The sequence below is a fragment of the Leptospira saintgironsiae genome, assembly GCF_002811765.1.
In the GTDB taxonomy this organism is placed as follows: Bacteria; Spirochaetota; Leptospiria; order Leptospirales; family Leptospiraceae; genus Leptospira_B; species Leptospira_B saintgironsiae.
The window spans coordinates 927,036-950,199 of record NZ_NPDR01000001.1 but is presented as its reverse complement, the minus strand read 5'-3'; the positions used below and the strand labels follow the sequence as shown (position 1 = coordinate 950,199).

The window sequence follows — 23,164 nt, the reverse complement described above, 5'->3', positions numbered from 1 at the left end:
TTATAATTTAAAACAGGTTCTGCAATTGGCCGAACTCCGATACCCGATCCTCGGGACGAAGTAAGTATTTACTTACAAAACTAATCCTTATTATTTATTTTTTCTTGAAATAGTCGTTAGATATGTATCGTCCGATAGAATTAGGTCGATAGTAAAATCTACAGCGACTGTCGAACTAAAGAGATATATATGAGCTCCGGAATCAACACCACCAAAAAATTCTACGCCGCGCTGGCGTGTTCTTTCCTTCTTTTCCAAGGATGCGTTGCCTGGCCTTTACTAACGGGAGCTGTTGGGCTCGCGGCAGGAAAAAAAGGGGGTGGGTTACTCTTCTTTCCTGGTGGAGGAACTCCTACATTAAGCAGAGTAGAGATCTCTTCTCCAAATTCAAGTTTTGCGAAAACTACAAGCATGTCTTTGGTGGCGACTGCTGCGTATTCTAACGGAACTCATAAAGATATTACTGCGGACGCTGTATGGAGCACCAGTGATTCCAATATTATTTCTATGGCTGCAGGTGGGCAAGCGACAGGGACAGGAGTGGGAGCTGCGAATATCGGCATCACTTATGAAAACAAAACTGCACAAATTTCTCTTTCAGTTACTTCAGCTCCTTTAAGTACAATTTCTATTTCCTGCGTAAATCAAGCGGATAATTTACCTAAAGGGATCACAAGACAATGTACTTTAACTGGTAATTTCGCGGATGGTTCTAACCAAGATCTGACTAACGATCCAAATACTACATGGAGCACAGGAAGTTCTGCTATCGCTACTATAGATTCTGCAGGACTTGTGACTGCAGTAGATGCGGGAACAACTTCGATCCGAGCCTCTTATAATTCATTAAATGCTTCTAATCTATCTTTAACTGTTAGTTCTGCTGCTTTAGTTTCTATTGCAGTAACTCCTACAAATAAGTCTTTGGCATTGGGAAAAACTCAGCAATATACTGCTACAGGAACTTATTCGGATAATTCAAACCAAGATATTACAAATTCTGTGACCTGGAATTCTTCGGATATCTCAGTAGCTACGATCAGTAATACTGCAGGATCCAGAGGATTTTTATCCACAGAAGATATGGGAACCTCTACAATCACTGCCACTCTGAATTCAATCGGAGGAAACACTGATGTTACCGTTACCGCTGCAGTATTAGAAAGTATTTCTATCACTCCTTCTAGTCCAAGCACTCCGAAAGGAAGAACATTAAATCTTGTTGCTACTGGTATTTTCTCAGATGGTCATAATGAAAACATTACTGATCAAGTAACTTGGTCAAGTGTAGACAATTCTATAGCAACTGTTGATAACGGTTCAGGATTCGAAGGTAGAGCTTCCGGTATCAATGTTGGTACTGTAGATATTACTGCTGAAATAGGGGGGATAGACGAAACTGTGTCCTTCTCCGTAACTGCAGCTGTTTTGGAATCTATTCAATTAACTGCGGATGATTCTTCTATCGCAAAAGGAACAAGCACCAGTATATTAGCAACAGGAGTTTATTCTGATGGAACTTCTCAAAATATTACTGGTTCCGTTTCTTGGAGCAGTTCTTTAACTTCAGTTCTGCAATTAGGAAGTTTAACTGCTACTCCTAAAAAGTTGGTAAATTCTCCGAATAGTGGATCTCTCGGAACTTCTACAATCACTGCGACTTCCGGAAGCATCAGTGGCACTGTGGATATCACTGTTACTGCAGCAAAATTAGTTTCCATCGCAGTAACTCCTACAAATCCAAGCGTAGCGAAAGGTTTAACGAAAGACTTTATAGCTACCGGAACTTATACAGACAGTTCTACTCAGAACTTGACTACATCCGTTACCTGGGCTTCTTCTGATACAAGCAAGGCTACAATTAGTAATGCTTCCGGAACAGAAGGTAAGGCAACAGCTGCTGCAGTAGGAACTACAAATATTACTGCAACATTAGGAACTATTACTTCTCCTTCTACCACTCTGACAGTGACTGCTGCGGTTTTACAATCAATCACGATCACTCCTTCTAACCCGAGTATCGCAAAAGGAAGATCACAAAATTTAAGTGCGACTGGAACTTACTCTGATAATTCCACTCAAGACCTTACAACTTCAGTTACTTGGTCAAGCTCCAGCAACTCGACTGTAGGTGTAAGTAATGCAAATGGAACTAAGGGAAAGGCGACAGGTGTTTCTGTTGGAACTGCAACAATCACTGCGACTTCAGGTTCTGTATCTAACTCCATCACATTTACAGTAACTTCTGCAGAACTTGATTCTATCGAAGTACATATAACGGATTCTTCGATCGCTAAGGGAACTTCTACCCTTGCAGAAGCTACAGGAACCTATTCCGACGGAAGCACTCAGGATATCACTGACCAAGTAGTTTGGGGCAGTTCTCAAACTTCTATCGTTCAATTGGGTGCATTGACTGCAGCTCCTAAAAAGACTTTAACTTCTCCTAATAATGGTTCTTTAGGAACTTCTAATATTTCCGCTACTCTGGGAAGTATCAGCGGAAATGCAAATCTGACTGTAACTGCAGCGACTTTAGTTTCTATTCAAGTAGATCCTACAAATCCAAGCGTTGCAAAAGGTCTTACCCAGAACTTTACTGCAACAGGGACTTATACAGACGCAAGCACTCAGGATTTGACTACTTCAGTAACCTGGGCTTCTTCCAGCACAAGCAAAGCTACGATTAGTAATGCCGCAGGAAGTAAGGGTCTTGCGACTACTCTTGCAACTGGAACCACAAATATCACTGCGACACTGGGATCAGTTACTTCTCCTGCAAGTGTATTGACTGTGACTGCTGCTGCGCTTACAAGCATCACGATTGCTCCTTCTCCTACTTTGAGTATCGCGAAGGGACGCACTCAGAACTTTACCGCGACCGGACATTATACTGATAATTCCACTTCGGATCTGACAACTCAGGTAACTTGGAGTTCATTCGATCAAACTAAGGCAACTGTTAGTAATACTTCTGGGACCAACGGTAAATTGACTGCTCTCCAAGAAGGAAGCACTCAGATTTCAGCAAGTTATAACTCTGTAACAAGCACGGATACTGCCGTTACAGTAACTGCTGCGGCTTTAGACAGTATTTCAATCACTCCAACCAATTCAAGTTTAGCAAAAGGGTACACCACTCCATTCACTGCGAACGGCGTGTATTCAGATGCTACTACATTGGATATTACTGCTCAAGTGACTTGGGCTTCTTCCAATACTTCTTCTTCTACGATCAGTAATGCGAATGGAAACCAAGGTGTGGCTACTGCAGTTGCAGTTGGAACAAGCACTATATCTGCAACCTTAGGTTCAGTATCTTCTTCTACCAACTTCACCGTAACGGCGGCAGTATTGGTTTCGATTGCCGTATCTCCTACGAATACTAGTGTGTATACAACCCAGACTAAGGACTTCACTGCTACTGGAACTTATTCAGACAGTTCTACTCAGAACTTAACAACTTCTGTTACTTGGGCTTCTTCTGATACAAGCAAGGCTACTATAAGTAATGCCTCCGGAACAGAAGGTAGAGCAACAGGTGTTGCAGCAGGAACTGTTACTATCTCTGCAACAAGCGGCTCAGTGAGCGGAAACACTCAGTTGACTGTTGTGTTCTTAGATACTACAGCTCCGACTGTATCTAACGCGGTTTCTTTGAGCCCGACTACAGTGAGAGTAACATTCTCAGAATCCGTGGATGCTACTCAGGCAACAACAGCTTCCAATTATAAATTGGCTCTGACTTCGGGAGTAACAGGTTCTTGTTCGAATAATAGCAACTTCTCTTCTACTTCTAATATCACCGTTTCTTCGGTAAGCGGAAGTGGAGCAATCTATACTTTGACCTTGGCTTCTTCTCAGACTTCTGGAACCAACTATACGATAATCGTGAATAAGAGTGGTATCCAAGATCTTTCTGCAAGTCCGAACAACTTAGGTTGTGCAAACTATGCAGACTTCGTGGGACAAGAGCAATTAAAAGTAAGTTCTGCTTCTTGCGCAAGCACGAGTACCGTGATCATCAACTTCTCCAAGCCGATTAAATCCGGTAATAATGTAAGCGGCTCCGCAGAATGTAGCAGCACTTCTGAATGTGCAAACCGTTATTCATTTGTTGGAACCACAAATTTAGGAACCATCAATTCTGCTAAGATACTAGATGGTGTGGTTTGTGGTGGAGCAACTGCCGATTCCGCAAAAGTCTGCGTAACTCATAGCTTATTACAAACTGGTGCTCAATACTCAATCGTAGCTGCGAATAACGTAAATGGAGACGGATTCGATAATACTTCTTGGGGATCTATCCGTGACTCGGGAGATTCTGAAAATATCCAATCTTCTCCGAGGGACAGAGCTTCCTTCTTAGGTTGTGGAACTTCTCCTGTAAACTTTGAGGATGGGCCTATCTCCATTGATCCAAACGGATCTACATTCGGTTACCTTGCAGACTTTAACAGTAAGATTTACACAGGCCCGAACAACGCAGGAAATGGTGCATTACGTTTCGCTTATGACGGCTCGAATCCTGAGTCGGTTCAATTCTCCTTCGTAAAAGATACTACTGCTCAGAACTCTGATTCTTCTAACGTTAGTTCCAACTCTGCTACTACTCGAGAGAACAGCATTGCGGTTCCACCTTATGTTACCTTAGGGCATTCTGGTTGTACCCAAAATGATGCAACTCTTGCAAATGGTTGTGGTCCGGACAATGAAAGTGGAAGGGGAATTTTCACAACAGGTTCTTTAAGCAGTAACCCTTATATCTTCATCGCTGCAGCAAGAACTGTTCCAAGTGGATCGAATTATAACTTCGACTATCTCTACTACTCGAACGATACTTCTACCAACCTGAATTATAAGTACATCGATATGGGTTCCATTACTGGAACTGTAACTGCAGGAACTTCTTCTATCAGTGTTTTGAATGATAGAGTATTCCCTGGATTTGCAAAACCAAGTAATGACGGAACTGGAACCGGAGGAGGATTAAACGCTCCTGACTTCGGGTTTATCACATTCAATACTGCAGATACTGGATCAGGCACAACAGGCTTCTGTACTGCAGGTTCCAATTGTGATGCTTACGATGGTAGCAATGGTAGAAGGATACGTATTGATTATATGCCTTACTTTGGCGGGCCTTCCAACGGAGGCACCGGAAATGTAAACAATAGTCCTAACTGGGGATATTATATCGGAGTAGATTCTTCTATCGTATTCAAGAATAGGATCTATGCTGCGAATGGTGGCTTGCATGCAGTTGGGCATAACGGATCAATTATCCGTTCCAATTCTTCCAGTCCTACAACCGCTTGTTCTACTAAGAACACTTGCGCAGACTGGACTGAAATTGGCCCAAGAACAAATACCAAATGGCATAATAGCACTACGAATAATTGGTTCTCTTTGGAACTTGCAAAATTCTACGATCTGATCCCTGCGGATAGAGCATTCGCTCAGTTTGCGGAATACAACGATAAACTATATGTGACTCGAACCATTTGTATCCAAGGAACTCAAGCAAGTGGAATCCGCACGACTGCAGGAACTGTGTCAGGATGTACCGACGGAACAGACACAAACCGCAGAGCACAACTTTGGAAATGTGATCCTACTGCAACAGGAGGCGCCACTGAATGTGATGCTGGAGACTGGAGCGTGGTAGGAGACGATGGAAACGGTATCACCAACTTCGGAGATACCTCCAACAAAACGATCACAATGGTGGCTAAGAACGGAGCGTATCTCTATGTAGGATTCGATAATCCTGCCGGTATCCGAATCTATCGCACGAACACGACCAACCCAGGATCCGCTTCTAACGTTTGGACTCAGATTGCGGGTAACGGACTTACTGATTCCAGTAACGTGCAGCAGATATTCTCCGCAGTATCTGTTAGCACTGGCGGTGTGTATTATCTCTACGTGAGTGTTGGAAAAAACAATACTCCTGTGAGAGTATACAGACAACAGAACTTATGAAAAAGAATATAAGCCTCTGTTTGATATTCAGCTTATTCACTCTGGTCCTTCTCTATAATTGTAGAGAGGATCAGAGATACGAACCATTACGTTTTGAAAAAGTTACCAAAGCGGAAGCATCTGCTTTCCAGGCCCAAGTAGACGGAACAATTCTTGAAGGTTCTTGGGAATATAGATTTAGGATCAAACAGGCTGATAGAGTTTCTCTTATCATAGAAGTTCTAACAGACAAACCTGACCTGGGAGTGTCCTTATCCAGAAAAGGGATCTTATTCGATTCTAAGATCAAATGTGGAGAAAAGATCAGCCAGCTTTCTCCTTGCAAACTTGAAATCAACAATCCTGAAAAAGGAGATTATTCCTTGGTATTAAACCATATATCTTCCAACCCATCGGAAGTTCTTTCTTACAGAATATTCGCCGCAGTGCATGGCCCAGGTTATGCTTCGGTAATTTGGGAGGAAGAAGTTGCGCGCAGATAAAATTTTAGCAATACTCGCCATCTCATTCTTAAGTTTAGGATTCGGGGAATCTTGCAGGCATGCAATGGTACGTTATCCTCAAAGTCCTCCAGAAGCGTGTAGGATCTATCCTACTTCCAGAGAATGTAAACGTGCTTTGGATTTAAGATCAGCTCAGGCGGAACAAGGCGGAGAAGTTCATAAGATCCAACATACCTACTACTTCTTCGGACTTTATCCTGGAAATCTTGTATTGGACACTTCTAAGTATTGTGCAGAAGGTCCTAGATCAGTTCATCAATACACAAGTTTTTGGAATGGACTTTGGGAACAGTTAACTCTCGCAATCTATTCCCCTCAAACAGTGGAGATAGAATGTTACAAGTAATCAAAATTCTAATCTTAGTTCTATTCCTTGGATTTTTTGCGGACTGTCATACTACCACTGTGGTCCATAAAGGTGGAGAAACTCCATATGCATTGGCAAAGGAAACTCCAGGTCCGGATAAAAAAGTAAAACAAGGAAGTACAGTTTTTGGGATCTATCCTACTGGCGCTCCCATGGAAGCAAGCTGTGACAGAAACCACCCTGAAGTGATCATGAAGACCGGCTTTGTGGACCTAGTCATTCATGCACTGATCGGCCCCTTCTATACTACCAAAACCGTAGAAGTTTACTGCAAACCGTAAATTGCTGGCCAAGCGCCCAGGATCCTCCAGAATAATCGAATGCCTAACTGGGCCTTTGATTATTTAGTTTTACCACTCGGAATTTATTTAGCCAGAATGACGGACGTAAGCATAGGCACAGTCCGCATTATTCTAATCTCCAGAGAAAGAAAGATCCTCGCGGCAATGCTTGGCTTTGTAGAAGTACTTCTCTGGTTAATCGTAATCACTCAGATCATGAGAAACCTAAGCAATGTATTCTGTTACATCGCATACGCAGGTGGATTTGCTACTGGCACTTTTTTAGGAATGGTGGTAGAAGAAAAACTCGCTTTAGGACATTCACTCATCCGCATCATCGTTCCGGAAAAAGGAGATGAAATTGTCCAGAACCTGACCCAAGCAGGCTACCGCACCACCACACTGGAAGCACAAGGCGCCAGAGGACCGGTTAAAGTCATTCTATCCTTATTAAGAAGAAAGGATATACCCATTGTACTTGGAATTCTGAAAGGAACAGCACCTGGGGCCTTTTATACGATTGAAAATGCTCGTAAAACAAGCGATCCGGAACTTTGGAAGACTTCCGGACAGGAAGGAGAAAGTTTTGCCCGCATCCTATGGAGAAGGCAATCCAGGATCAGGAAATGATCCCGGATCTATAAAGAAGAAGCCCCTTAAGCAGGGACTTTTACTAGGATCTTCTTAATTTCCTTATGCATGAAGGTCGGAAAGTTAAGATTGTACTGAGGTAGTAAAACTTTCCAATCGTCCTTGCGGATGTATTTACGGCAGTTAGGAGACCCACAAGCGCATTCAAAAGTCTGGTCGAAGTTCACTACGAAGTTACCGTAGTCGATATTCAGTTCTTCCCCAACTTCTATATCCCTTTTGGCTATAATATTGTCCATTTGATCGTACCACATGTTCGGATCGCAGGAATGGTTCATAAAGTTGGAATGATTGATAACAAATTCAGGTCCGGAAGGTCCAGTGACTAGGCCGAAGTCTACGTCATAGCCGTATTTCATGAAGATTTCCTTCTCCTCTTCTGGAAGTTCATCGGCTTCCGAGACGGAGAGTACTTTCCATCCGAATTCCTCATCTTCGATCCATTCGCTATAGCTGAACAATAAAGTTCCCTTAGCGATTGGTTGAGAGGCGAAGATTCCGTTTTCCCCGAACTTGTTCGTGCGTCTTTCGATCATGCAAGATCAACCTGCTCTTCCCCATTAGGGGCAAAATTTTTATCAGTCAAGACCGAGATCGAAAAAACTTCAATTAAAAATATGAAATACCCCCTAGCTTGGCCCCTAAAAAATAAAGACCTGTCCTGATGGGTCTTATTCATATTTGGAAAAAAATTTCAAACGCCTCGATCAGGAAGAAGATCCGAGATCAGTTCGTAGGTCCAGTCCCCGTACGGATCCTCATCCTTCTTCTCACTCTTGAGAGACCTCCAGTCCTTTCCCTTTCTTTCCATTACTAAAGAAGAAATCTTGAATAGAGATGTGCGACCGCTTGCCTCTTCCAGTCTGGAACTGTCCCTTCCTATTTCTAGAAAACAAGTCAGAGGAAAAATCCTGCTCCAATTTTCCCCCAAACCTAGGATGGCCTCTTCTAAATCTTCGGACTTAGAGCCAAGACCAAGTCTAGTAACATCCACAAAGATAGGAAGTTCTCTCCCCGCATGACCAAGAGTACCGGATCTGATCTCTTTGCAGAAGTGAGTGCCCTGCGAAAAATTTTCTGCGAAGCCCAACACTGCTGATGCACGATGATTAGAAATTCTGGAGATCATTCTTCCGAAACTAAGTCCATCTTCAAGACTCAAACTTCCTTTAGGGAGTATGAGTATAGGTCGGATGTCTTTGCGAACCAGACGAAACAGGTATTTAACTAATGCGAAGGATTTATTTCTAGTCGGCTGGAACAAAGTCAGGAACATGTCTTCTTCTTATGTCGAACGAAACTTATCTTTCGTTTAGTATAATTTATAAGAAAGAAGAAATCCTATGTCGCATAATCGAATGCAATTTTCGTAAAATTCAAGAAAAGGAAAAACGCTTGAGTACATTATGCGGATATGTAAGTTTCGGATTTGTTTTATAGGGGAGGTACTGCGTTATGAGTGGCAAAAGATTTCTTTCTAGGAATGATCATCAAAGGATTCTTTCGACCCTTGAGGTTTCCGCCCAAGCAGCAGTAGTTCAACCAAGCATTTTAGAAATTATACGTAAGACGCTATCCAAGGCTAAAAAGATAGATCAGAATCAAGTTCCCCAAGATCTGATCACGATGAATTCTAAATTCGTGCTTAAAGACCTTGGAAACGCAGAAGCATTCCAATTTACCTTAGTATATCCTGACGATTATACTGAAAATGCTTCTGCTAACGGTAAACTTTCCTTATTCTCTGCTCACGGTTCTGCAGTATTAGGCGCTAGAGTAGGAGAAGTAGTTCGTTGGGAGATCAATGGAATGGACAAATACCTAAGAGTCCAAGAACTACTCTACCAGCCGGCCGCTATTTAGAATAACCGTACAATCCTCCAAGTTCCTTGGAGAGAATGTCCTTATAATCTACTTCACTGATCTGTCCGTTCCGGATATCATAAACCCAACCGTGTATCTCTGGAAATCCGTACTTCGCCAAAGCATTCTGTATCATTCCGGTCTTGTATAAATTCACTACCTGTTCTGCAACATTCAGGTGGATCAGCCTTTCTTCTCTTTTGTCTTCAGGAAGAGCATCCAATTCTTCTCTATGTTTCAGATACACATCCTTAATATGAGTGATCCAGTTGTCTATGAGCCCGGCAGCCTTTCCTTGAAGAGCAGCCCTTACCCCACCGCAGCCGGTATGACCGCAAACAATGATATGTTTTACGTTTAATGCATCGATCGCATATTGAACTACACTGAATAGAGACATATCGTCCACAGACACCACATTAGCGATATTCCTGGTTACGAAAATTTCTCCAGGATTTGTCTTAGTGATCACATTCACTGGAACCCTGGAGTCGCTGCATCCAATGAATAATGTTTGAGGAGTTTGGCCTTCTGCATGTCTTGCAAAAAATTCAGGATCTTCTGCAGTCCTCTCCTCCACCCATTCTTGGTTATTCTTTAATAATTTTTGATAAGACTCGCTCATTTCTTTTTTCAAGGATTCGATATCATTTTCCATATTCGGTATCCCTCCTAGGATCACCGTAATCCCTTTACGGTGGGCATTTTTTCTAAATTCGTGGATCAGCTCTTTAATATCCTGATCCATATGTAATGTTCTAGTTCCGTCTATCTCCAAGGTGATCCCAGAAGGTTGACTTTCTAAAACCGCCTTGATCTTTGCCTTATGGAAGAAGCCTAAGTTTTCCCCTAAAACGATCCTTCTAAACTTACCATGACGCTCTTCTCTAAAGATTGCAGTTCTATGATCTTCATATAAAACGAAAACTAAGGCTACCAAGATACCGCAGAATGTTCCGATCAAAACATTAGTGAAGAATGTAACGACCACAGTGGCCAAGAATGGCAGGAACTGAGAATATCCTTTTTGGAACATCAGCTTAAACATCGCAGGTTTTGCGAGTTTTAGACCTGTAAAAGTTAAGATCGCAGCCAGAGACGCCAAAGGAATGGTATTCATAAATTTAGGAAAAAGTAATACACTAATCCCTATCCACGCACCATGAAAGATTGCAGAAAATTTGGTTTTTGCACCGGAAGAAGCGTTTACTGAACCTCTGACTACCACACTTGTAATCGGGATTCCTCCCGCAAGTCCGCAGGCCATATTCCCTAAACCTTGTGCGATCAATTCCTGGGACATTGGAGTTTTGCGATTCTCTTCATCTAGTTTATCCACCACTTCAACAGAAAGTAATGACTCTAAAGAAGAAGCAAACGCGATCGTCAATGCCAAGGTCCATACGGGAGCTTGGTCCCAATAGGAGAAATTCGGAAAATCCAAATGAGCAAATAGTTCAGAAGGATTTTTAAAAATGGGAAGAGTAACTAAGTGATCCTGAGTTAAAGTTCCTCCAGGAAGAAGATGACCTAAAAGTAAATTCGAACCTGTTCCCAGTATGATCGCCACTAAAGACGCAGGAACATATTTGAATTTTTTGGCAAAATATCTATCCCAAACCCAGAAAGATAGAAGTGAAATTATCCCAATTATTAATACATTACTCTGTAAATTCCGGAACGCATGCACAAGCAACATGAGAGAGTTCGTCTCTTTTGCTTCGTGAGGATCGTGATAAGATTCGTTTACGTCTTCTTTAGTGATATCGAATTCTTCTACCCCGAATTCCTCCACGTCATAACCGATCAAGTGAGGTAATTGTTTGATAACTAAAAGTAATCCGATCGCGACAGACATTCCGACTACCGTAGCAGAAGGAAGATAAGCGGATAAGGCTCCCGTTCTTAAGATCCCAAGCAAAGTTTGTATCATTCCCGCAATTAAAAGTGCGAGAAGAAATGCTTCGAAATTTCCCAGATCTTTAATACCTGAAAGAACAATCGCAGTCAAACTTGCCGTGGGCCCTGAGACACTTAAGGCGGATTTACTGAAGGTTCCTACTACGATCCCACCTATAAAACCAGAGATAATCCCTGAAAATAAAGGAGCTCCAGACGCATGAGCAATCCCCAAACAAAGAGGAATAGCTACAAGAAAAACTGCGATACTTGAGGAAAGATCGTAAGGAAGGTTGGAAAGAAATTGTTTTGTTTTTAAATTCATCGATACTCGCACGGGCGGGCATATTATATTCTATTAAGAATAAAAACCCAGAATTGGAAACGGTTGATAAGTCCGTAACTTTTTCCGACGTCAGTCGAAAGTATCCATAACTACTAAAATTGAGATAACTTGTGCTTACCAGGATTTTTTGCAAAAAATCAAAATACGAACAAGTGATCAGTAAGAATAGTTAGATTAAAAATTCATAAAAAAATGAAACTATGAGGAACCACATGAGAACAAATTTGTTCAAACTTATAAGATTAGAATCCATACTTATAATATTCATAATATTTAGTTTTTCGAATATACTTGTCTCGAAAGAAAATCCGAAAACGGAGACAGCCATTTTTGCAGGTGGATGTTTTTGGTGTATGGAAGGACCGTTCGAAAAACTACCCGGTGTCATATCTGTAGTTTCAGGATACACTGGCGGAAAAGAGAAAAATCCAACGTACGAAGATGTAGGTTATGGAAGAACAGGACATAGAGAATCAGTGCTGATCACTTACGATCCTAAAAAAATCGATTATACAAAACTTTTGGACACATATTGGAGACAGATAGATCCAACTGATTCAGGAGGACAATTCGCAGATAGAGGCAATCAATACAGAGCAGCTATTTATTATAAGAATGAATCTGAAAGAAAATTGGCTCAGGAGTTTAAGGATAAAATAGGAGCTTCTAAAAAATTTTCTTCTCCGATCGCCGTCGAAATATTGCCTGCATCAGAATTTTATCCAGCAGAAGAATATCATCAGGATTATTATAAAAAGAACCCTTCGCATTATAAACAATACAGAAAGGGTTCCGGAAGAGAGGATTATGTGAAAGAAGTTTGGGGCACTAAGTCAGATTAAAAATAAAATCTCTGTGTCTCATTCTCCGAGTAAACGGAAGAGGTAAATTGTAAGTCTTTGCAGTTTATCTCTTTCTGGACCTGGGATCTCTTTTTCTAAATCGATAGTTTTTCTATAAATCGATTTGAGATGGTTTTTCATAGTCCCAGGATGGATACTTAAGTCTTCGCTGATCCGACTCTTATCCTTACCGGAAGCAATTCCCGCACAGATCTCTGTTTCTTTTTTGGTGAGTTTTGTTTTATCTCTTAAAATTCCGATAAGAGCTTCTCGATCCATACCTTCGTATTTTCTGAAAGCATCAGATGGAGATTTCCCAAAATCTGAATTGTTCTTTGCTTCTCCTGACTCAGAAAGTTCAGGATTAGCAAGGATAGTGCTTAAGAAGCTGGAAACTTCTCCATTACGATCTTTGATAGGAAGAACATTTTGTTTCCAATCTTTTACGAAACTATTTTTAAGATTAGAATTAGAAATAGAAACTGAACCTTGGAGGACTGATTCCCAGAACTCATCATAAAAAGTTTTAGATGCTCCTGCTCCAGATTGGAATGCTTTTGGGGTTTTTCCTATAAGTTCATTCTCTTTTAGGCCGGAAATTTTTTCGAACTGTTTGTTCACCGCAAGGATTACACCTTCTTTATCGGTTAAGAACATTCCGTTCTGGGATTGTTGGAATGCTTTGTATAAAGCTTCCTTCTTCCCCGCTTCTGATTCTTTATCTTCCGTGAATATGAATAGATAGGATTTTTCCGGCATTAGATAAGCATGTTGTTTTGTTTGGAGGAAACTCCCATCCTTCTTCATTAGATGAAGTCCTCTTCCTTCAAACTCTCCGGACTTGCTTACATTAGGTAGTATGACTGTTTCGAAATATTTTTGATCCGTTTCAGAAAGAAGATCAGTAAGACTCATACTCTTAGCAGATTCTATAGAAGCGATACTAAGGATCTTCCTTCCATTCTCGTTAATATGAAGGATCCTTCCGCCCGAATCACAAATTAACAAAATATCGGGCATACTTTCTTGTGTTTGAATAATTTCTTTAACGTTTTCCAAGCTTAGATCCATCCGATTTGTTTTGTATCTAAGAAACCGCTCGATTCTTTTCGAAAAGATTTCTTTCTTATTAATAACTTAAGACATGGTTTTTTAAAAAAATCCTACAAACCATTCCTAGAATACTAAGGAGAAGTCTTCACTGTTAAATGAAGACATCCAAGCTTCACTGGATTATGTACACTTGATCATGTAAATTCTCGAAGCTAATTGTAGCAAAAGAAAGGCAAACCAATTGAAAGCCTATGTATCAATCTCTACAAAAACTTACTAACTCGAAAGGATTACTTTCTTGCAGAATCATCCCGCCTTGAGAGACCTTTAAGTTATGAGCGATCTGAAACTTGTAATCGGAAATAAAAACATCTCTTCCTGGTCTTTCCGTCCATGGATCCTACTCACTCAATTTGGGATTCCTTTCGAAGAGATCTCCTTAAAACTATTCACACCTGAATACGCAGCCATAATCGATAAGTACTCCCCTTCTAAAAAAGTCCCTGTCTTAAACGACGGTGACCTAAGAGTTTGGGACAGCCTTAGTATCGCGGAATATTTGGCAGAAAAATATGCGGAGAAGGGACTCTGGCCCAAGGATCAAATCGCGAGAGCCAAGGCAAGATCCATAACTGCAGAAATGCATTCAGGATTCACAGGCCTAAGATCTAATCTAAGTATGAATTTTCATGGCAGAAAGTCCGACTTCTCCGTTCCTGAAGATGCAAAGAAGGACATAGATAGGATCCAAACACTTTGGGAAGAATGTTTGAATTCCTACAGCGGGCCTTTCTTGTTCGGCCAAAACTTCTCCATAGCAGATGCATTCTATGCTCCTGTAGTTTCCAGATTTATAACGTACGGTGTAAAGCTCGGGCCTAAAGCAAGCGAGTATGTGCAAACAATCTCTAATTTACCTTCTTACAAATCTTGGGGAGAAGGAGCAAAATTAGAGATTAACTAAGTAAGATCTTTTTGTAGGACTTCCAACAAAACACAATCATATTTTTGCTTGTTTTTTGTTTAGTATTTCTTAGAATTCAATCTTATGAATTCTAAGAAAAGAGGAACAGAAGAACTCCCTCCCAGCAGATTTGATAAAACCCAAAGAGAAATTTGGTTAGAAGATAGGACAGACTTAGAAGAGGAATCCTCTCCTTCTACCCAATTCTTTTGGGAAGATTCAAAATCGGTCCTAACTCGAAATAAATCGCCAGACATTCCATTCGATGCAAGTATCAATCCATACAGAGGTTGTGAGCACGGCTGTATTTATTGTTTCGCAAGACCTAATCATTCTTATGTGGATCTTTCACCTGGACTGGACTTTGAAACAAAAATATTTGTGAAAAAGGAACCTGCCAAACTTTTAGCAGAAGAATTAAGAAAGAGGAAGCAGGCATTTGAACCAATCACGATAGGCACCGCAACTGATCCCTACCAACCAGGAGAACGGATCTATAAAAACACAAGATCACTATTGGAAGTGATGTTGGAATTCAAACAGCCGACAGCTATCATCACCAAGTCTTCTCTGATACAAAGAGATATAGATATTCTTTCCGAAATGGGAAAATTAGGGATTTTGAAAGTATTTCTTTCTATCACCACTTTGGATAAAGAACTTTGGTCCAAGCTAGAACCAAGAGCCCCGGCTCCTGTAAGAAGAATGGAAACTCTTCGTAAACTTACAGATGCTGGAATTCCAACAGGGGTATTATTTGCTCCTGTAATTCCATTTATAAACGATTTCGAAATGGAACATCTACTGGAACAAGCCTCTTTATCTGGTGCAGAAACAGCCGGAATGGTATTCGTAAGACTTCCCTTCGAAGTTGCACCTTTATTCGAGGACTGGCTTACCAGACATTTCCCTCTCAAAAAAGAAAAAGTCCTAAAAGTCATTTCAGAAGCAAGAGGAGGCAAATTATACAAAGCAACTTGGGGAGAGAGAATGAGAGGAGAAGGGAATTATGCGGAACTTCTCCAAAAAAGATTTTCGATCTCCACCAAAAGGTTTGGGCTCACAAAAAGAAGAGAATTGAGAAAGGACTTATTTGCAGTTCCTACTCGTTATCTTCTGAAAAAGAAAAAACATGAGGAATTCCTACCAGGGCTATTTCCGGAATAAGGACTGTAACGAAGACCACAGGCATTACGTTCGTTCGAAATAGTAGAAAGAAAGAAGCGGATTGGATAGAAATTTCCTTCCCCATTTTTCAGACAGATCGGATATTTACCGAATGAATTGGGAACAAAACTACCATCTGGAAGACGGAACCTTTGTAGGAGCCGGCGACGTATCCATCTATTATAGAGCCTACCGCGCAAAAGACGCAAACAATCCTAGAACCTTAGTGGTTCATCATGGGATCGGAGAACACGGAAAAAGATACGATAATCTACTCGAAGCACTTGCCGGAAAAGGATATAATGTTTATCTAATAGATGCTCGCGGCCATGGAAAATCAGGCGGAAGCAAAGGAGTAGTCACTCATTTTAACCAATTTTTAGCAGACCTGGACAGACTGATAAGCATCGCAAAACAAAAAGAAGGGGTAAAACAAGTTACTCTAATGGGACACTCCATGGGAGCATTGATCTCATTGTTTTACGCAGGAGAACCTTCTCACCAAGCAAGTTTAGACAGACTTGTTCTAAGTGGATTGCCTATCGCAGTTAAAACAGACTTAGTAATGAATATTAAAAAAGGTGCGGGAAGTTTACTCGCAGGAGCATTCCCTACTCTTACTGTTCCAACAGGATTAGATGTAAACGCATTATCCAGAGACAAGTCAGTTGTAGAAGCTTATAAAAAAGATCCTTTAGTTCACGGTTCAGTCGGAGCTTATTTAGGAGATTTCCTTTTGAACTCAAAAGAAAAAGCCTTAGAGAAAGCAGCACGAATTAATTTCCCAGTCTATCTATTCCATGGAAAAGAAGATTCGATCGCACTTTCTGTCGGAACAGAAGAAGCATTTAAAGTGATCCCTTCTTCAGACAAATCCATGAAAATTTATGACGGATTGTATCACGAGACAATGAATGAACTCCCACAGGACAAGGCAAAAGTTTTGGGCGATCTAGTGAACTGGTTGCAGACTCATTGATAAAAGGGAAAATTCTTTCTGAGCGGGGTATGGCAACCTCACTTAGCCCGGATTTGTGCATGGGCGCATATGCGGCCATGCTCTGTCCCTGGGTGGATGGGCGAACCGACGCCTATGTGTAAATAACGCCGATGGACCTGCCTCTCGCTGCATACGCGAACGTTCGCATAACCGCCATCAGCACCCTTTTCGAGAAATCATAACTTTATAAAATCATAATATTATAGGAGCCTGTCATGAGAAAACTGATAATGTGGAATGTAATCACCTTGGATGGATATTTTGAGGGCGAGACACACTGGGACTTGAGTTTCCATGAACTTGTTTGGGGTCAAGAGCTTGAGGAGTTAAGCCTCACTCAATTAAGATCAGCCGACATGCTTGTGTTTGGTGCGACTACTTACAAAGGAATGGCAGATTATTGGATCAAAGCTGAAGAAGAAAAGACGGAAGGAGAAATCGCCAAATTTATGAATGGGATCCGAAAAATCGTCTGCTCTTCTACTCTCAAAACTGCCGACTGGAACAACAGTACAATCGTAAAAAATGCTGCGGTCGAAATTCCTAAATTAAAAGAGCAAGGCAGCGGGGATATGTTTGTATTCGGAAGTGGCAACTTATCCGGATCCTTACTGAAAGCTGAGTTATTTGATGAGATTCGTCTATGCATTGCGCCTACATTTTTAGGAAAGGGAAAACTTTTGTTCAATCAGGGAATTCCCAATAAAAAACTCAAACTACTTGAATCTCGCACCCTTGCTACAGGAGGCATCTTTGTTCGTTATGCTCCTGAATAAAAGTTAAGACAATGATACACAAAAAATAATATGGAGAAGATAGATCTATTCATCAAGAAAGTGAATGAGTTTGCTTCGAATAACAACGCAATCGAAGGCGTTGCAATAGCAGGCTCATTCATTTCCAACGAGCTTGATGAATATTCCGACATCGACTTTGTTATCGTATTAAAAGATGGGATTCGTTATGCGCGAAAAGAGATGATTGATTTCGCGAATAATTTCGGAACTTTACTATCGGCATTTACCGGCGAACACGTTGGAGAAAGAAGACTATTAATTTGCCTGTATGAAGATCCATTTCTTCACGTTGATTTTAAGTTCATTCAGCTTTCCGAATTAAAAGACCGGATCGAAAATCCAGTCTTCACTTACAAGAATAACAAACAGATCCCATCCATCCTCGAATCAACAAAAGCCCAATGGCCGAATCCAGATTTCCAATGGATAGAAGATCGATTTTGGGTTTGGGTACATTACGCAGGCACAAAGTTAGGAAGAGGAGAATATTTTGAGACGATTGATTTTTTATCATTCGTAAGAAATGTTGTTTTAGGTCCTCTCCTTCACCTTAAAAACAAATCTCTTCCCCGGGGAGTTCGGAAACTTGAATTCATTCTTGATCCAATCGATCTTGAAAAACTAAAATCCACAGTTCCTAGTTATAATTTTAAATCAATTAAGGACAGCATACTGAGTTCAGTTAAGCTATACCAAGAATTAAGATTGGCTCTTTATAATTCTGATATTAAAAACTTATCCGAAGCAGAGAATTATGCTTTGAACTATTTGAATAATATAAACGATTAAGCGCGTGCGCCCATGCAAATGTGTGTGCGTGCGTGCATGGGCGAACATGCGCATATCTGCTTTAACCAGTCGGCATCTTCTCAAATGCTTTCAACCCAGGATCAATTGAATCCCATGCTAATCCTCGAACTTTGTAAGTAAGTACATGAGGTGCAAAACGGCCAGGCTCATCTAAACTTCCTGCATGAACAGCAATCATATCCGGCATAGCTGCAAAACGTAGATAAACGGGAGTTCCACATTTTGGGCAGAAAGAATGTATCTTTATGTTACCACTATCACCCGCAACTTCCCAATGAGTTGCTTCGCCAGTGATTGTCATCTCAGCTCGAGCGGGAAAGGTCAGGTATGAACCATGTCCTGTACCACTTCTGAGCTGGCAGTCACGACATTGACAATGATTTTGAAAGACAGGTTCATGCTTGGTCAAGTAACGGATAGCACCACATGCACATCCGCCAGTAAATGGTGAACTCATGAAAGACTTCCACTGGAAGCAGACTTAGGTTTCGCAAAAACATCGATACCCTTCCCTGTTTCCAACAAGGACTTAAGACTAGAAAGAACGATCGGCCAACCTTGTTGGATTCCCTTAGCCATTCCACTACCTGCTTCGAGTTCATCATGAAGAACTGTTAGCTTCACCATGTCTTCATATGGCTCTACGTTAAATGTCACTCGACTATAACTTTCAGGATCATCCGCTTGAGAAGGACTTGCCCAAGTGATTACCAAGCGTGTTGGAGGTACTACCTCAACCACTTTACCTACAATATTAACTACACGATCGTTAGCACGTACATGCTCCCAGGTTGATTCAGGCTTCCAGTCTGAAATATTCTCATGACCCCAATAGAGTCGTGTGATCTCCGGCTTCATGATTGCCTCAAAAACTTTTTCCGGTGTCGAGCGGATATAAGTCACATAAACAAAGCTCGTCTTCTCTTTACTCATTATTCTCTCCTTCGAGTTCCTTTTTAAGGTCATACAACAGACTAAGTCGTTGCTGTTCAAATTTTCTAACCCAGCGTTCGTAGACCTCATGCAACGGCACGGGGTTTATAAAATGCAACTTCTCTCTTCCCCGCCAAACCGTGCTTATCAGATTGGCCGATTCAAGGATCCCGATATGTTGCGTAGTAGATTGCCGAGTCATGTCAAGGTGCTCGCAGAGCTGGCCCAAAGTTTGGCCGTTCTTCTCGTATAAAAGGTCGAGAAGCTTTCTGCGTGTCGGATCTCCCAGCGCTTTGAAAACATTATCAGCGTCCATTCGTTGCTTTTGTAAGAAAATAATATGCAGGTAAATGCCTGCATGTCAACTAGAATACCTAAAAAATTACCAACAAATAGATCAATAAATGGATCGACCGCCAAAGCAAATACGAAGCCTATACTTAGCCAGATCGGAGGATCAGAGAAAATGGCAGTGAAACGAATGGACAATGTTGCTATTGTTGTAGAAGATCTTGAGGCTACGATTGCTCTATTCACCGAAATTGGTTTAGAGCTCGAAGGACAAATGAGAGTCGAAGGATCCTGGGCGGACCATGTTGTAGGGCTTGAAGGAATGCAAGTCGATATGGCGATGATGAAAACACCTGATGGGCATAGCAGACTAGAACTGTCTAAATTTATCAGACCGAAAGCCATAAGCCGGGAACCAAAGAATGCTCCCTCCAATACTATAGGTTATCTTCGTGTGATGTTTGCAGTCACGGATATCAAAGATACAGTCGCTCGACTCGAAAAACATGGAGTTACACTCGTCGGCAAATTGGAACAGTACGAAGATACTTATCTTCTATGTTATTTAAGAACCCCAGAAGGATTCATCATCGCACTCGCCGAGGAACTCAAATAAAGTTTTAATAATGAAACAAGTGCCGAGAAATAAATAAGGTAATAGATCAAATGGAAAATTCGAAAGTTTTTGCTATGTCTTTCTCAAAAGTTTATCCTCTATACATCCAAAAGGCAGAAAGAAAAGGACGAACAAAAGCAGAAGTAGATAAAATCATTTTTTGGCTCACTGGATACGATTCTAAAAGTTTTCAAAAACAACTTAAGAATGAAGTGAACTTCAAAGAATTTTTTGATCAGGCGCCTCATCTCAATGATAATGTATCACTGATCAAAGGAGTGGTATGCGGCATTCGTGTAGAAGATGTAGAAGATAAACTTATGCAGAAGATCCGCTATTTAGATAAGTTGGTAGATGAATTGGCCAAAGGAAAGGCCATGGAAAAAATATTACGGGGGTCTGTTTAGAGATTCATTTTGTCTGCATGGGCGAACATGCGCCCATGCAACATGGCGACGTTAAATGTTTGGATTTATCCAGAAAGTTCTGCCAATAGTTTATCGAGCACTAAGCAGATATCTTTCCAAGCTTCGACTGCACCGATTTCCGCCTCACGCACTTCTGCAGAAGCGAATTTGACCACGTGAGTCATGAGGGTTAAATTTCCTTCTGTTGTAAAGGTGCGAGACTCTACAGTAGCATCTGGATTTGTCGGGCCTTCCGGATTAAAGGTGGACATGTCTGTCGCATAATTTTCGTTATTCGCAAATTTCTCAGGAATGATCACTTCAAGAAATTTTCCATAAACACCCATTTGAATCCCTTTTTGATCTGCAAAGACGTATAGGTAATTGCCCCCTACCCTAAGATCGTTTTCAATCTTCTCAAGAGTCCAACCTTCGGGACCAGTCAACCAACGACGCATTAACTCGGGTTTAGTGAAACAATCGAATACCAATTGACGAGGCGCGGAAAAATAACGTGTAGCCACAACTTCTCTTTCACCTCTAAGCTCTACCTTCAATTCTGTTAGATCTGCTTTCATTTCTATTCATCTCCTATTGTTTGCATCGTCTTCAATTCTTCAAGTAGCCCATCAAGTGATTGATAGTTCTTCTCCCACATTTGGCGGTACTTCTCAATCCAATCAGTGGCTTTTTTGAGAGGTGCGGTCTCAAGTCTGCGCGGGCGTTCCTGCGCTCTGATCGTGGTTGAGATAAGACCCGCTTCCTCTAAAACTTTGAGATGCCGTGAAATTGCCGGCTGGCTCATTTTAAAGGGTTTAGCAAGCTCCATGACCGTAGAGTCGCCTTTTGCGAGACGCATAAGAATCGCACGGCGAGTTGGGTCAGCAAGTGCAGCAAAGGTAGAGTCGAGATTTTGCATAGCAAGTTTGTTATATAAGCATCTAGTTATATAACAAAGAAATGTCAATCCTTTTTTGAACGTCTTTTTTGAATAGAAGCAATGGAAAATCGCGGTATGACTATAAAGGAAGTGTCAAAGCTGCTTATATCTTCTCAGAAACTCTTCGTTCGGGATCCGATCTTCTCCTGCTCGTCGAAGATCCGCAAGGAGACCATTGACAAAGTACATTTCGATCTCTCCTTTATTTTTGGCGGGCACAGCACCCCTATATTCGCATTCGAAAAAATCTTTTACTAGTTCGTATGTGGCGCCAGAAATATTGATACGGCCGGGAATACCAGATGATTCACATCTGCTTGCAGTATTGACAGTATCGCTCCAAACGTCGTAAGCAAACTTCTTCTCACCAATTACGCCTGCTATCAAATCGCCTGAGTGGATCCCAAGTCGAAGCTCCCAGTAAGGTAGGCCCTGGTTTGCTTTGATTTCTTTCATTTGATTCATGAAAGCCTGGATTTCAAGAGCGGCCATTACGCAGTCGACCGCATGTGTTCGATTCGATTCCGGGATACTACCCGCGAACATATAACTATCTCCGATCGTCTTAAGTTTCTCTAAATTATTTCTCTCCATTACACTATCAAAATAAGAGAAACAGCGGTCGAGTTCGGCAACGAGTTCCGCAGGAGATAGAGTCTCCGCAATCTGAGTGAAACCCTTGAAGTCAGTAAAACAAACCGTTGCACTGCGATGCAAGCGCGGTTCTGAAACTCCTTTCTCTTTCAACTCTTGGGCAATTTCTTCCGGCAATATATTAAGAAGCAATTGCTCCGACTTTTTATGTTCTTCCGTTAACTTTGCCTCTGCCAAATCTACCGCCTTCACAAATTGGTAAACAACCAGAACAAAAGTAAAACATAGTAAGACCAGAGGGGGCATGAGATATTCGGCCGGTACTACCCATCTCGGTGGACCAAATATCGCATGCCCACCTAAAACTTTATAATAATACTGGCTAAAAAGAAAAAGCCCTAATGGCAAAATGGAGATTACGACCCTTACAGTATTAAACTTCTTAGAGATCATTAGAAATGACAAAGTGGAAGTAAGTAAAAACGCTAACGGTGCAGGATCATCCGCTTGAGACATTGTCAGCGCCAAAAGGTGATAATTAACAGCGACTAATGTAATTACCGCAGATAAATTATAATAACGTAATCTTAATAAATAAAAGGCAAATAGTAACGGAATGATGAGAAGGAAATAATGGATAAAAGAGAAAGTATGGGTTTCAGGAGGTTCATTAAAATAGATTGAGAAAACTAGTAGTGTCGGGATCACAAGCATACTCAATTGAGTATAAAATGTAGTTCGTACCGGCCTTGCTTCGGACTGAGTCAGACCACTAGTGATTTTTTTAGCCTGAAACCATTCTCGAATCGTATCATATATATCATTTACTTTCTTCATTCCGAAGTTGCCCTCTTT

24 protein-coding genes are annotated in these 23,164 nt (G+C 41.2%); 14 read left to right on the top strand and 10 right to left on the bottom strand.

Features of this window, described 5'->3' with window-relative positions:
• Positions 1–189 precede the first annotated feature (189 nt).
• The 5 genes from CH362_RS04450 to CH362_RS04430 are packed head-to-tail and all read left to right on the top strand — an operon-like array spanning position 190 to position 7,766.
• On the top strand, positions 190–5,985 hold the full coding sequence (locus CH362_RS04450) for a beta strand repeat-containing protein (protein ID WP_100709101.1): 5,796 nt from the start codon (positions 190–192) through the stop codon (positions 5,983–5,985).
• Positions 5,982–6,467 (top strand): LIC_10463 family lipoprotein, encoded by a 486-nt coding sequence (locus CH362_RS04445; RefSeq protein ID WP_100709100.1) that lies wholly within the window; start codon positions 5,982–5,984, stop codon positions 6,465–6,467. The genes CH362_RS04450 and CH362_RS04445 overlap by 4 nt, the downstream gene beginning before the upstream one ends.
• Positions 6,454–6,834 carry a Bor/Iss family lipoprotein gene (locus CH362_RS04440; RefSeq protein ID WP_100709099.1) on the top strand — a complete coding sequence of 127 codons (381 nt, stop codon included), beginning with the start codon at positions 6,454–6,456 and terminating at the stop codon, positions 6,832–6,834. Before CH362_RS04445 ends, CH362_RS04440 begins: the two co-directional genes overlap by 14 nt.
• On the top strand, positions 6,822–7,136 hold the full coding sequence (locus CH362_RS04435; RefSeq protein ID WP_100709098.1) for an LIC_10461 domain-containing protein: 315 nt from the start codon (positions 6,822–6,824) through the stop codon (positions 7,134–7,136). The genes CH362_RS04440 and CH362_RS04435 overlap by 13 nt, the downstream gene beginning before the upstream one ends.
• Positions 7,137–7,175: 39 nt before the next feature.
• Positions 7,176–7,766, top strand: coding sequence for a DUF2179 domain-containing protein (locus CH362_RS04430; RefSeq protein ID WP_100709097.1), 591 nt, complete (start codon positions 7,176–7,178; stop codon positions 7,764–7,766).
• Between the two features lie 26 nt (positions 7,767–7,792).
• Here the strand turns inward: CH362_RS04430 and CH362_RS04425 are convergent, their stop codons facing one another.
• Both CH362_RS04425 and CH362_RS04420 read right to left on the bottom strand, forming a co-directional pair.
• The gene (locus CH362_RS04425) at positions 7,793–8,323 is read right to left on the bottom strand and encodes an SET domain-containing protein (protein ID WP_100709096.1); all 531 of its coding nucleotides are present in this window, start codon (positions 8,321–8,323) and stop codon (positions 7,793–7,795) included.
• Positions 8,324–8,481: 158 nt separating this feature from the next.
• Complete coding sequence (locus CH362_RS04420) at positions 8,482–9,063, bottom strand: hypothetical protein (protein WP_100709095.1); 582 nt, start codon at positions 9,061–9,063, stop codon at positions 8,482–8,484.
• Positions 9,064–9,242: 179 nt separating this feature from the next.
• On the opposite strand from CH362_RS04420, the gene CH362_RS04415 reads away from it, so the two are divergent.
• On the top strand, positions 9,243–9,650 hold the full coding sequence (locus tag CH362_RS04415) for a GreA/GreB family elongation factor (protein ID WP_100709094.1): 408 nt from the start codon (positions 9,243–9,245) through the stop codon (positions 9,648–9,650).
• On the opposite strand, the gene CH362_RS04410 is transcribed toward CH362_RS04415, so the two are convergent.
• Positions 9,643–11,874: a carbonic anhydrase gene (locus CH362_RS04410; RefSeq protein WP_100709093.1), complete on the bottom strand. Its 2,232-nt coding sequence runs from the start codon at positions 11,872–11,874 to the stop codon at positions 9,643–9,645. The two genes, CH362_RS04415 and CH362_RS04410, sit on opposite strands and share 8 nt — an antisense overlap.
• A gap of 233 nt (positions 11,875–12,107) precedes the next feature.
• Here CH362_RS04410 and msrA point away from each other — a divergent pair, with 233 nt between their 5' ends.
• A complete protein-coding gene (msrA, locus tag CH362_RS04405) occupies positions 12,108–12,737 on the top strand; it encodes a peptide-methionine (S)-S-oxide reductase MsrA (protein ID WP_100709092.1) in 630 nt (209 codons plus the stop codon).
• An 18-nt stretch (positions 12,738–12,755) separates the two neighbouring features.
• Here msrA and CH362_RS04400 read toward each other — a convergent pair whose 3' ends face one another.
• Positions 12,756–13,757, bottom strand: a complete 1,002-nt coding sequence (locus CH362_RS04400) for a PAS domain-containing protein (protein WP_244280467.1) — start codon at positions 13,755–13,757, stop codon at positions 12,756–12,758.
• Positions 13,758–14,124: 367 nt separating this feature from the next.
• Here CH362_RS04400 and CH362_RS04395 point away from each other — a divergent pair, with 367 nt between their 5' ends.
• The 5 genes from CH362_RS04395 (at position 14,125) to CH362_RS04375 (ending at position 18,507) form a co-directional block, all read left to right on the top strand.
• Positions 14,125–14,754, top strand: a complete 630-nt coding sequence (locus tag CH362_RS04395; RefSeq protein ID WP_100709090.1) for a glutathione S-transferase family protein — start codon at positions 14,125–14,127, stop codon at positions 14,752–14,754.
• An 84-nt stretch (positions 14,755–14,838) separates the two neighbouring features.
• Positions 14,839–15,921 carry a PA0069 family radical SAM protein gene (locus CH362_RS04390; protein ID WP_100709089.1) on the top strand — a complete coding sequence of 361 codons (1,083 nt, stop codon included), beginning with the start codon at positions 14,839–14,841 and terminating at the stop codon, positions 15,919–15,921.
• A 112-nt stretch (positions 15,922–16,033) separates the two neighbouring features.
• Positions 16,034–16,900 (top strand): alpha/beta hydrolase, encoded by an 867-nt coding sequence (locus CH362_RS04385; protein ID WP_100709088.1) that lies wholly within the window; start codon positions 16,034–16,036, stop codon positions 16,898–16,900.
• Between the two features lie 236 nt (positions 16,901–17,136).
• Positions 17,137–17,697, top strand: coding sequence for a dihydrofolate reductase family protein (locus tag CH362_RS04380; RefSeq protein ID WP_100709087.1), 561 nt, complete (start codon positions 17,137–17,139; stop codon positions 17,695–17,697).
• A 30-nt stretch (positions 17,698–17,727) separates the two neighbouring features.
• Positions 17,728–18,507, top strand: a complete 780-nt coding sequence (locus CH362_RS04375) for an aminoglycoside 6-adenylyltransferase (RefSeq protein ID WP_100709086.1) — start codon at positions 17,728–17,730, stop codon at positions 18,505–18,507.
• Positions 18,508–18,568: 61 nt separating this feature from the next.
• On the opposite strand, the gene CH362_RS04370 is transcribed toward CH362_RS04375, so the two are convergent.
• The 3 genes from CH362_RS04370 to CH362_RS04360 are packed head-to-tail and all read right to left on the bottom strand — an operon-like array spanning position 18,569 to position 19,777.
• A complete protein-coding gene (locus CH362_RS04370; RefSeq protein WP_100709085.1) occupies positions 18,569–18,985 on the bottom strand; it encodes a GFA family protein in 417 nt (138 codons plus the stop codon).
• Positions 18,982–19,461, bottom strand: coding sequence for an SRPBCC family protein (locus CH362_RS04365; protein WP_100709084.1), 480 nt, complete (start codon positions 19,459–19,461; stop codon positions 18,982–18,984). The genes CH362_RS04370 and CH362_RS04365 overlap by 4 nt, the downstream gene beginning before the upstream one ends.
• Positions 19,454–19,777: an ArsR/SmtB family transcription factor gene (locus CH362_RS04360; protein WP_100709083.1), complete on the bottom strand. Its 324-nt coding sequence runs from the start codon at positions 19,775–19,777 to the stop codon at positions 19,454–19,456. Before CH362_RS04360 ends, CH362_RS04365 begins: the two co-directional genes overlap by 8 nt.
• A 150-nt stretch (positions 19,778–19,927) precedes the next feature.
• Between CH362_RS04360 and CH362_RS04355 the strand changes: the two genes are divergently transcribed.
• Positions 19,928–20,368 (top strand): VOC family protein, encoded by a 441-nt coding sequence (locus tag CH362_RS04355; RefSeq protein WP_208859523.1) that lies wholly within the window; start codon positions 19,928–19,930, stop codon positions 20,366–20,368.
• A gap of 50 nt (positions 20,369–20,418) precedes the next feature.
• Entirely contained in the window at positions 20,419–20,775 is a 357-nt protein-coding gene (locus CH362_RS04350; RefSeq protein ID WP_100709081.1) for a DUF2200 domain-containing protein, read from the top strand.
• Between the two features lie 65 nt (positions 20,776–20,840).
• Here the strand turns inward: CH362_RS04350 and CH362_RS04345 are convergent, their stop codons facing one another.
• From CH362_RS04345 to CH362_RS04335, 3 genes are all read right to left on the bottom strand, one after another.
• On the bottom strand, positions 20,841–21,353 hold the full coding sequence (locus CH362_RS04345) for an SRPBCC domain-containing protein (RefSeq protein WP_100709080.1): 513 nt from the start codon (positions 21,351–21,353) through the stop codon (positions 20,841–20,843).
• Between the two features lie 2 nt (positions 21,354–21,355).
• Complete coding sequence (locus CH362_RS04340) at positions 21,356–21,694, bottom strand: ArsR/SmtB family transcription factor (protein WP_100709079.1); 339 nt, start codon at positions 21,692–21,694, stop codon at positions 21,356–21,358.
• 114 nt (positions 21,695–21,808) lie between these two features.
• Positions 21,809–23,146 (bottom strand): adenylate/guanylate cyclase domain-containing protein, encoded by a 1,338-nt coding sequence (locus CH362_RS04335; protein WP_100709078.1) that lies wholly within the window; start codon positions 23,144–23,146, stop codon positions 21,809–21,811.
• Between the last annotated feature and the right edge of the window lie 18 nt (positions 23,147–23,164).

Excerpts from the sequence above, each read along its gene's own strand:
- CH362_RS04450 (WP_100709101.1), top strand. The coding sequence starts at position 190 with ATGAGCTCCGGAATCAACACCACCAAAAAATTCTACGCCGCGCTGGCG.
- CH362_RS04445 (WP_100709100.1), top strand. The coding sequence starts at position 5,982 with ATGAAAAAGAATATAAGCCTCTGTTTGATATTCAGCTTATTCACTCTG.
- CH362_RS04435 (WP_100709098.1), top strand. The coding sequence starts at position 6,822 with ATGTTACAAGTAATCAAAATTCTAATCTTAGTTCTATTCCTTGGATTT.
- CH362_RS04430 (WP_100709097.1), top strand. The coding sequence starts at position 7,176 with ATGCCTAACTGGGCCTTTGATTATTTAGTTTTACCACTCGGAATTTAT.
- CH362_RS04425 (WP_100709096.1), bottom strand. The coding sequence starts at position 8,323 with ATGATCGAAAGACGCACGAACAAGTTCGGGGAAAACGGAATCTTCGCC.
- CH362_RS04420 (WP_100709095.1), bottom strand. The coding sequence starts at position 9,063 with ATGTTCCTGACTTTGTTCCAGCCGACTAGAAATAAATCCTTCGCATTA.
- CH362_RS04415 (WP_100709094.1), top strand. The coding sequence starts at position 9,243 with ATGAGTGGCAAAAGATTTCTTTCTAGGAATGATCATCAAAGGATTCTT.
- CH362_RS04410 (WP_100709093.1), bottom strand. The coding sequence starts at position 11,874 with ATGAATTTAAAAACAAAACAATTTCTTTCCAACCTTCCTTACGATCTT.
- msrA (WP_100709092.1), top strand. The coding sequence starts at position 12,108 with ATGAGAACAAATTTGTTCAAACTTATAAGATTAGAATCCATACTTATA.
- CH362_RS04400 (WP_244280467.1), bottom strand. The coding sequence starts at position 13,757 with ATGCCCGATATTTTGTTAATTTGTGATTCGGGCGGAAGGATCCTTCAT.
- CH362_RS04395 (WP_100709090.1), top strand. The coding sequence starts at position 14,125 with ATGAGCGATCTGAAACTTGTAATCGGAAATAAAAACATCTCTTCCTGG.
- CH362_RS04390 (WP_100709089.1), top strand. The coding sequence starts at position 14,839 with ATGAATTCTAAGAAAAGAGGAACAGAAGAACTCCCTCCCAGCAGATTT.
- CH362_RS04385 (WP_100709088.1), top strand. The coding sequence starts at position 16,034 with ATGAATTGGGAACAAAACTACCATCTGGAAGACGGAACCTTTGTAGGA.
- CH362_RS04380 (WP_100709087.1), top strand. The coding sequence starts at position 17,137 with ATGAGAAAACTGATAATGTGGAATGTAATCACCTTGGATGGATATTTT.
- CH362_RS04375 (WP_100709086.1), top strand. The coding sequence starts at position 17,728 with ATGGAGAAGATAGATCTATTCATCAAGAAAGTGAATGAGTTTGCTTCG.
- CH362_RS04370 (WP_100709085.1), bottom strand. The coding sequence starts at position 18,985 with ATGAGTTCACCATTTACTGGCGGATGTGCATGTGGTGCTATCCGTTAC.
- CH362_RS04365 (WP_100709084.1), bottom strand. The coding sequence starts at position 19,461 with ATGAGTAAAGAGAAGACGAGCTTTGTTTATGTGACTTATATCCGCTCG.
- CH362_RS04360 (WP_100709083.1), bottom strand. The coding sequence starts at position 19,777 with ATGGACGCTGATAATGTTTTCAAAGCGCTGGGAGATCCGACACGCAGA.
- CH362_RS04355 (WP_208859523.1), top strand. The coding sequence starts at position 19,928 with ATGGCAGTGAAACGAATGGACAATGTTGCTATTGTTGTAGAAGATCTT.
- CH362_RS04350 (WP_100709081.1), top strand. The coding sequence starts at position 20,419 with ATGGAAAATTCGAAAGTTTTTGCTATGTCTTTCTCAAAAGTTTATCCT.
- CH362_RS04345 (WP_100709080.1), bottom strand. The coding sequence starts at position 21,353 with ATGAAAGCAGATCTAACAGAATTGAAGGTAGAGCTTAGAGGTGAAAGA.
- CH362_RS04340 (WP_100709079.1), bottom strand. The coding sequence starts at position 21,694 with ATGCAAAATCTCGACTCTACCTTTGCTGCACTTGCTGACCCAACTCGC.
- CH362_RS04335 (WP_100709078.1), bottom strand. The coding sequence starts at position 23,146 with ATGAAGAAAGTAAATGATATATATGATACGATTCGAGAATGGTTTCAG.